Raw genomic sequence first — 6,891 nt, forward strand, 5'->3', positions numbered from 1 at the left:
CACCTGGAGTTCGTACGCGTCGCGGAACGCGGCGATGAGGCGGCGGGGCGCGGTGAGGACGTGGTCCGAGCGCGACACCGCCAGCGGCGCGATGAGGAAGTAGGGCACGCGCACGGCGATGCGGCGCGGGGGCAGGCCGCGCTGGGCCAGGGCCAGGTCCACCGCGCCCACGCCGTCGCCCTTCGGGCTGATGAGGATGTGGGACAGCTTCAGGTAGGTGTCCACGTCCAGCTTGCGGCGCACGGTGGGGTGGTCCTTGCGCACCACGCAGACGAAGTCCTCCGTGAAGAGCTTCTGCTGGCGCAGGCCCGGCCCGGACGGCACGGGCGCGACGATGATGGCCAGGTCCACCTCGCCCGTCTCCAGGTGGCTGGGGAAGGTGTTGCTGTCCACGTGCAGCACGGACAGGTCCACGCCGGGGGCCTCTCGGCCCAGCAGCTCCAGCGCGCCCGGCAGCAGCATCGTCCCGAAGAAGTCGCGCGTGGCCACGGTGAAGCGGCGGGTCGCGGTGGCGGGCTCGAAGGGGGGCTCGTCGCGCAGGGCCCGCTTCAGCTCCGACAGCCCCCGCTTGAGCGGCGCGGCCAGCTGCTGCGCGCGCGGCGTCAGCACCATGCCGCCCTGGCCGCGGATGAGGAGCGCGTCGCCCAGCAGCTCCCGCAGCTGCGCGAGCGCATGGCTCATGGCGGACTGGGTGAGGCCGACGCGCGCGGCGGCGCGGGTGACGTGCACCTCGTGCAGCAGCGCGTCCAGCGCCACCATCAGGTTGAGGTTGATGCCGGAGAGCTCCACCTCCGCGGGGGAGGGCGCTGGGGTTTCATGAGCGCGGCGCATGGGCGCATGCATAGCATGCAGTGGCCTCATGGAGGGCACGGGGGCACTGTTCACGCCATCTCGCTGTCGCTGGAGGCACCCCATGTCCATCGTCATTAACACCCCGAACGGCAACATCGGTCGTCCCCTCGTGGAGAAGCTGCTGAAGGCGGGCCGGAAGGTCACCGTCATCTCGCGCACGCCGGAGAAGGTGGCGGACCTGGTGAAGCAGGGCGCGAAGGTGGTGCAGGGCTCCATCGACGAGCAGGCCACGCTGGACGCGGCGCTCGTTGGCGCGGAGGCGTTGTTCTGGCTGTCGCCACCCGCCATCCGTCCCGACTTCCAGGACTGGGCGAAGGCCAACGGCCAGCGGGCTGCGGAGCGCGTGAAGGCGCACGGCGTGAAGCGCGTGGTGATCCTCTCCAGCATCGGCGCGCAGACCGGGCCGGGCACGGGGCCGGTGTCTGTGATGAAGCCCGTGGAAGAGGCCTTCCAGGCCGCGGCGCCGAACGTCGTCAGCCTGCGCGCGGGCTTCTTCATGGAGAACCTGCTGCGCGACGTGCAGAGCCTGGCGAAGGCGGGGGCCCTCTTCAGCACGTACCCTGAGACGAAGGCCTTCCCGATGGTCGCCACGGCGGACATCGCGGCCAAGGCGGCCGAGCTCCTGCTGGACCCGTCGTGGACGGGCCACCGCTACGTGGGCGTCCACGGCCCCAAGGACGTCACCTATCCGGAGGTCGCGAGCATCCTCACCCAGGTCCTGGGCCAGCCCGTGAAGTACGTGCGCGTGGGGCTGGAGGACCTGCGCAACGGGATGCTGGGCGCGGGCATGCCTGCCTTCGCGGCGGATACGTTCGTGGAGATGTACGGCGCCGCCCAGGACGGGCGCATGGATCCGGCCGAGCCGCGCTCGAAGGAGACCACCACACCCACCACGCTGGCGGAGTTCGCCAGCACCGTGCTCAAGCCGGTGGTGGAGCGGGCGCGCGCCTCCTGACGGCGTCCGCCCGTTCGCTCGCATAAGGAACAGGATGGGGAAACGTCCGCTGCCCCGTCCCCTTCCTTCCAACTGGTGCACGATGGGGGCCTGCCGGAGATTGCTCCGGTACTGCCACCCCACGGAAGAAGAGCGCACCATGGACGAGCAACGCCCCGCCACGCCCCCGGCCCGGACGGACCCCTCCATCGACCTGCTCCACCAGCGGACCCGTCAGCCGCTGGAGGTCATCTTCTCCCCCCGCAGCGTCGCGGTGGTGGGAGCGAGCGAGCGCCCCGGCAGCGTGGGCCGCACCGTCCTCTGGAACCTCATCAGCAGCCCGTTCGGCGGCACCGTCTACCCGGTGAACCCGCAGCGCCCCAACGTGCTCGGCATCAAGGCGTGGCCTTCCCTGCGCGCGCTGCCGGAGCCCGTGGACCTGGCTGTCATCGTCACCCCCGCGAAGTCCGTGCCGGCCATCATCCGCGAGTGCGCGGAGGTCGGCGTCAAGGGCGCCATCATCATCTCCGCGGGTTTCAAGGAGACGGGCCCGGAGGGCGCGAAGCTGGAGCAGGAGGTGCTGCACATCGCGCAGGCCGCGAACCTGCGCATCATCGGCCCCAACTGCCTGGGCGTGATGCGCCCGACGAGCGGCTTCAACGCCACCTTCGCCAAGGGCATGGCCCGCCCCGGCAACGTGGCCTTCATCAGCCAGTCCGGCGCGCTGCTGACCTCCATCCTCGACTGGAGCCTGCGCGAGGCCGTGGGCTTCAGCGCCTTCGTCTCCGTGGGCTCCATGCTGGACGTGGGCTGGGGAGACCTCATCGACTTCCTCGCGGATGATCCGATGACGCGCTCCATCCTGCTGTACATGGAGTCCATCGGCGACGCGCGCGCCTTCCTGTCCGCCGCGCGCGAGGTGGCCCTCACCAAGCCCATCATCGTCATCAAGGCCGGCCGCACCGCGCAGGCCGCGCAGGCCGCCGCGTCCCACACCGGCACGCTCGCCGGCAGCGACGAGGTGCTCTCCGCCGCCTTCCGCCGCGCGGGCGTGCTGCGCGTGGACTCCATCGAGGACCTGTTCCACATGGCGGAGGTGCTGGCCCGCCAGCCCCGGCCCTCCGGCCGCAGGCTCACGCTGCTCACCAACGCGGGCGGCCCCGCGGTGCTCGCCACGGATGCGCTCGTGTCCGGCGGCGGAGAACTGGCCGTGCTCTCCGACGACACCCGCAAGCAGCTGGACGGCTTCCTGCCTCCACCATGGAGCCACGCCAACCCGGTGGACATCCTGGGAGACGCGGACGCGGAGCGCTACGCGAAGGCCCTGGAGACCACCGGCGCGGACCCCAACAGCGACGGCCTGCTCGTCATCCTCACCCCGCAGGACATGACGGAGCCCACCAAGACGGCGGATCGCCTCAAGGTCTACGCGAAGCTGCCCGGCAAGCCCGTGCTCGCCAGCTGGATGGGGGGCTCCGAGGTCGCCGCCGGCGAGCGCATCCTCAACGACGCGGGCATCCCGACCTTCGGCTACCCGGACACCGCGGCCCGCGTCTTCAACTACATGTGGCGCTACTCGGACAACATCGCCGGGCTCTATGAGACGCCCACGCTGGCGGAGGAGCCCACCGGCGGAGCCCGCGACGTGGCGCGCGCCCTGGTGGACGAGGCCCGCGCCTCCGGCCGCACCCTCCTGTCCGAGTACGAATCCAAGCGCCTCCTGGCCGCCTACGGCATCCCCACCGTGGAGACGTGGCTCGCCATGTCGGAAGACGAAGCGGTGGAGAAGGCCCGCGGGCTGGGCTTCCCCGTGGTGCTCAAGCTGCATTCGCTCACGGTGACGCACAAGACGGACGTGGGCGGCGTACGCCTGGACCTGCGCGACGAGGCGCAGGTGCGGGAGGCCTACCGCGCCATCCGCGACGCGCTCGCGGAGCGGGGCCTCCAGGACGCGTTCCACGGTGTCACCGTGCAGCCCATGGCGAAGCTGGACGGCTACGAGCTGATTCTGGGCAGCAGCCTGGACGCGCAGTTCGGGCCGGTGCTGCTCTTTGGCGCGGGCGGCACGCTGGTGGAGGTGATGCAGGACCGGGCCCTGGGCCTGCCGCCCCTCACCACCACGCTGGCGCGACGGATGATGGAGCGCACGCGCATCCACCACGCCCTCAAGGGCGTGCGCGGCCGGGCCCCCGTGGACATGAGCGCGCTGGAGCGGCTGATGGTGCGCTTCAGCCAGCTGGTGGTGGAGCAGCCCCTCATCCGCGAGCTGGACATCAACCCGCTGCTCGTCTCTGGCGAGCGCATCATCGCGCTGGACGCGCGCGTGGTGCTGCACCCGCCGGACGTCCAGGCCGCGTCGCTGCCGAAGCTCGCCATCGAACCGTACCCGCACCAGTACGCGAAGGTGCTCACGCTGAAGAACGGCGAGCAGCTGCTGGTGCGCCCCATCCGCCCGGAGGACGAGCCCGCCATGGGCCGCTTCCACCAGGCCCTCTCCGAACAGACCGTGTTCATGCGCTACGCGGGCCTGATGAAGCTCAGCCAGCGCGTGGCCCACGAGCGCCTGGCGCGCATCTGCTTCAACGACTACGCGCGCGAGATGGCGCTCGTCGCGGAGCGGCCGTCTCCGGACGGGAATGGCGGGGGAGAGATTCTGGCGGTGGGCCGGCTCACGCGCCTGCGCGGCACGAAGGACGCGGAGTTCGCCATCACCGTCAGCGACCCCGCGCAGCGGCTGGGCCTGGGCACGGAGCTGCTCCGGCGGCTGGTGGATATCGGGAAGGACTGGGGCCTGCGCCGCATCGTCGCGGACATCCTCACGCGCAACCGCGGCATGCAGGCCGTCAGCAAGAAGCTGGGGTTCACGCTCCTGGAACACGAGGAGCTGGCCCCGGACATGGTCAAGGCCGTGAAGGTGCTCAACGGCTGACCGTGCCCGGGGCTCCCCGGTGCTGCGGGACTACACGTCGTCGCAGGGCGTGCCCAGCCGCGCGCCCGTGTAGACGCCCAGCTCGTTGTAGATGAAGGGCAGGTTCTCACCCACCGGCACCGCGCGCAGCTTCTGGCGCTTGCTCTTCACCACCCAGAACGACGGCTCCTCGCGGTCCACCACGAGGCGCAGGTCGCCGCCCTGCGTGGAGAAGATTTCTCCCTGCGAGTCGGTGACGACGTTGAGCATCTTCTGCTGCTTCACCTGGCCGCGCTGGCCCGTGAAGATGCGGAAGCTCTTGTTGTCCGCGCCAATGCCGCGCTCCACCAGGTAGTACACGCCCTTGTCGTCGCGCAGCAGCGCGTACGGCTGGAACTTCACCGGGCTGGGCTGGTACGTGGCCTTGCGCAGGAGCTCCTTGGCCTCCTCCGCCGGCACCGGCTGCTGCGGCAGGCTCTTCTCCCCGCAGCTGAGCGTGCACGTCTTGGCGTCCTCGCTGAGCCGCAGATAGGAGACGACCCGGTAGTCCGTACCGCGGAAGTTCTCGTTCGCCTTGGGGTTGAAGAAGCGCGGCTCGAAGAACATCCCCTCCTTGCTGTCGGTGTAGCCCACGGGCGTCACCTGCGTGAACGTCTTGCCGTCCCCGTAGTACAGGTCGCCTTCGTGTTCCGGCGTGTGGGGGATGATGACCGTGTAGTGGCCCTTGCCGTCCGCGCAGACCCTGGCGGACTCCAGCACCATGCGGTCGCGCAGCTTCTCCTCCTTCTTCCAGGGCGGATCCAGCGCGAGCGCGGCTTGCGGGGCCAGGACGAGCCCCAGGGCGATGACCATGCGTCGAAGCGTCATTGTCGGTGGGCTTTCGTTCTAGAGGTTGTCGATGAGGAAGGTGGTGGTCTCGTCCGGCTGCACCGTCGAACCCGAGGTCACGGACCAGATGATCTTCTGGGCCTCCAGCTTCAGCGCGGCCTGCGCGTCCATGCGGCACTCCACCGTCTGGAGCTTCTGCTGGACGGCGCGCTTGGCCTCGTCGGAGCGCGCGCACAGCTTCTGGAGCGACTCCAGCGGGCCCACGCAGTAGCTGCCAAAGGACATCTCGTTGATCTGCGCGTCCGTGATGGAGTCCCAGGCCACGGTGGACGTCAGCTTGGAGCCGCACGTCTTGTTCGTCTCCGCCAGGGCCTCCGCGAGCTGAACCTCCGCCTGGTTCGCCCAGAACTTGCGGTCGAACGCGAGCATCGCCTGGTACTTCTTGTCGCCTTCCAGGTCCTGGTAGCGCTCGAAGATCTTCTCCACCTTCAGCGCGCCCGTCTTCCCTGCGTCCGGCTTCAGGTGCGTGTAGCCCGTGTGGTTCACGTCGCTGAAGATGAGGTCCTCGTAGCCGCCCCGGTTCTCCACGGAGACGAAGCGCTGCTTGCGGCCGCGCCACGGCGTCCAGTAGTGCGTCTTGCCGCGCTCGCTGCTCACCGACGCGACCAGCACCTGGCCGTCCAGCTCGCTCTTCGTGCCCTCGAAGGCCACCAGCGCCTTGTGCGCGTCACCGGGCTCCAGCGCGATGAGGGTGACCTTCTCGCCAGCCTCGTTGGAATACACCTTGCCGGTGACGGGCTTCGTACCCGCCACCTCGCTGTCGGGCCGCACGCCCCGGGAACACCCCAGGGACAGCGCCACGACCCCCACTGCCAGTAGGACTCTCACGACGACTCCTTGGATTGCGGGCGCGCCCCCGCTCTGGAGAATCCGCGCGCCCGGACGACCCTACAGGTCGATATCGTACTGCGAACAGTATTGTCGGACCCTTGGACGTTCCGTTGCCGGTACGCGGGTCCATTGCGCTCGCGCGTTCGCCAGGTCGTGCTGCTGGCAGTACACGCGGGTGAGCAGCGAGAACGACAGGCCGGTGATCTTCGTGCGCTGGCTGCGCCGGATGTGACGCAGCGCTTCCGCCGTGTTCGACGCGTCCAGCGCCTTCTGCGCCGCCACCAGGTCCTCGCGCACGCTGTCCGGCATGGACTCGGGGGCGCCGCGAGGCTTCGGCTTCACGTTCGCCGTGGGCGAGTCCGTCGTGGGCTGCCTGGGTTCCTCCGGCTGCGTCTGCTGGGGCTCCGGCTCCACGGGCTGCTTCACGTCCTCCGGCGGCGCCACGACCACGGCGGGCGGCGGGGTGACGGGCGTGGAG

5 protein-coding genes and 1 pseudogene are annotated in these 6,891 nt (G+C 70.0%); 2 read left to right on the top strand and 4 right to left on the bottom strand.

The window, feature by feature from the left end; genetic code table 11:
• A partial coding sequence (locus D7V80_RS39635; protein ID WP_233586070.1) for a LysR family transcriptional regulator occupies positions 1–831 on the bottom strand: 831 nt, incomplete at its 3' end.
• An 82-nt stretch (positions 832–913) separates the two neighbouring features.
• On the opposite strand from D7V80_RS39635, the gene D7V80_RS39640 reads away from it, so the two are divergent.
• Together D7V80_RS39640 and D7V80_RS39645 are read left to right on the top strand one after the other, a co-directional pair.
• Entirely contained in the window at positions 914–1,807 is an 894-nt protein-coding gene (locus tag D7V80_RS39640) for an NmrA family NAD(P)-binding protein (protein WP_120592967.1), read from the top strand.
• 139 nt (positions 1,808–1,946) lie between these two features.
• Entirely contained in the window at positions 1,947–4,715 is a 2,769-nt protein-coding gene (locus D7V80_RS39645; protein WP_120592968.1) for a bifunctional acetate--CoA ligase family protein/GNAT family N-acetyltransferase, read from the top strand.
• Between the two features lie 30 nt (positions 4,716–4,745).
• Here the strand turns inward: D7V80_RS39645 and D7V80_RS39650 are convergent, their stop codons facing one another.
• The 3 genes and pseudogenes from D7V80_RS39650 to D7V80_RS42055 all read right to left on the bottom strand — a co-directional run.
• Positions 4,746–5,561 carry a hypothetical protein gene (locus tag D7V80_RS39650; RefSeq protein ID WP_233586071.1) on the bottom strand — a complete coding sequence of 272 codons (816 nt, stop codon included), beginning with the start codon at positions 5,559–5,561 and terminating at the stop codon, positions 4,746–4,748.
• Between the two features lie 18 nt (positions 5,562–5,579).
• Positions 5,580–6,410, bottom strand: a complete 831-nt coding sequence (locus tag D7V80_RS39655) for a hypothetical protein (protein ID WP_147447377.1) — start codon at positions 6,408–6,410, stop codon at positions 5,580–5,582.
• Positions 6,411–6,470: 60 nt separating this feature from the next.
• Positions 6,471–6,891: pseudogene (locus D7V80_RS42055) on the bottom strand (serine/threonine protein kinase); the annotation flags it as partial.

The organism is Corallococcus sp. CA054B, from assembly GCF_003611625.1.
Lineage (GTDB): Bacteria > Myxococcota > Myxococcia > Myxococcales > Myxococcaceae > Corallococcus > Corallococcus coralloides.

Excerpts from the sequence above, each read along its gene's own strand:
- D7V80_RS39640 (WP_120592967.1), top strand. The coding sequence starts at position 914 with ATGTCCATCGTCATTAACACCCCGAACGGCAACATCGGTCGTCCCCTC.
- D7V80_RS39645 (WP_120592968.1), top strand. The coding sequence starts at position 1,947 with ATGGACGAGCAACGCCCCGCCACGCCCCCGGCCCGGACGGACCCCTCC.
- D7V80_RS39650 (WP_233586071.1), bottom strand. The coding sequence starts at position 5,561 with ATGACGCTTCGACGCATGGTCATCGCCCTGGGGCTCGTCCTGGCCCCG.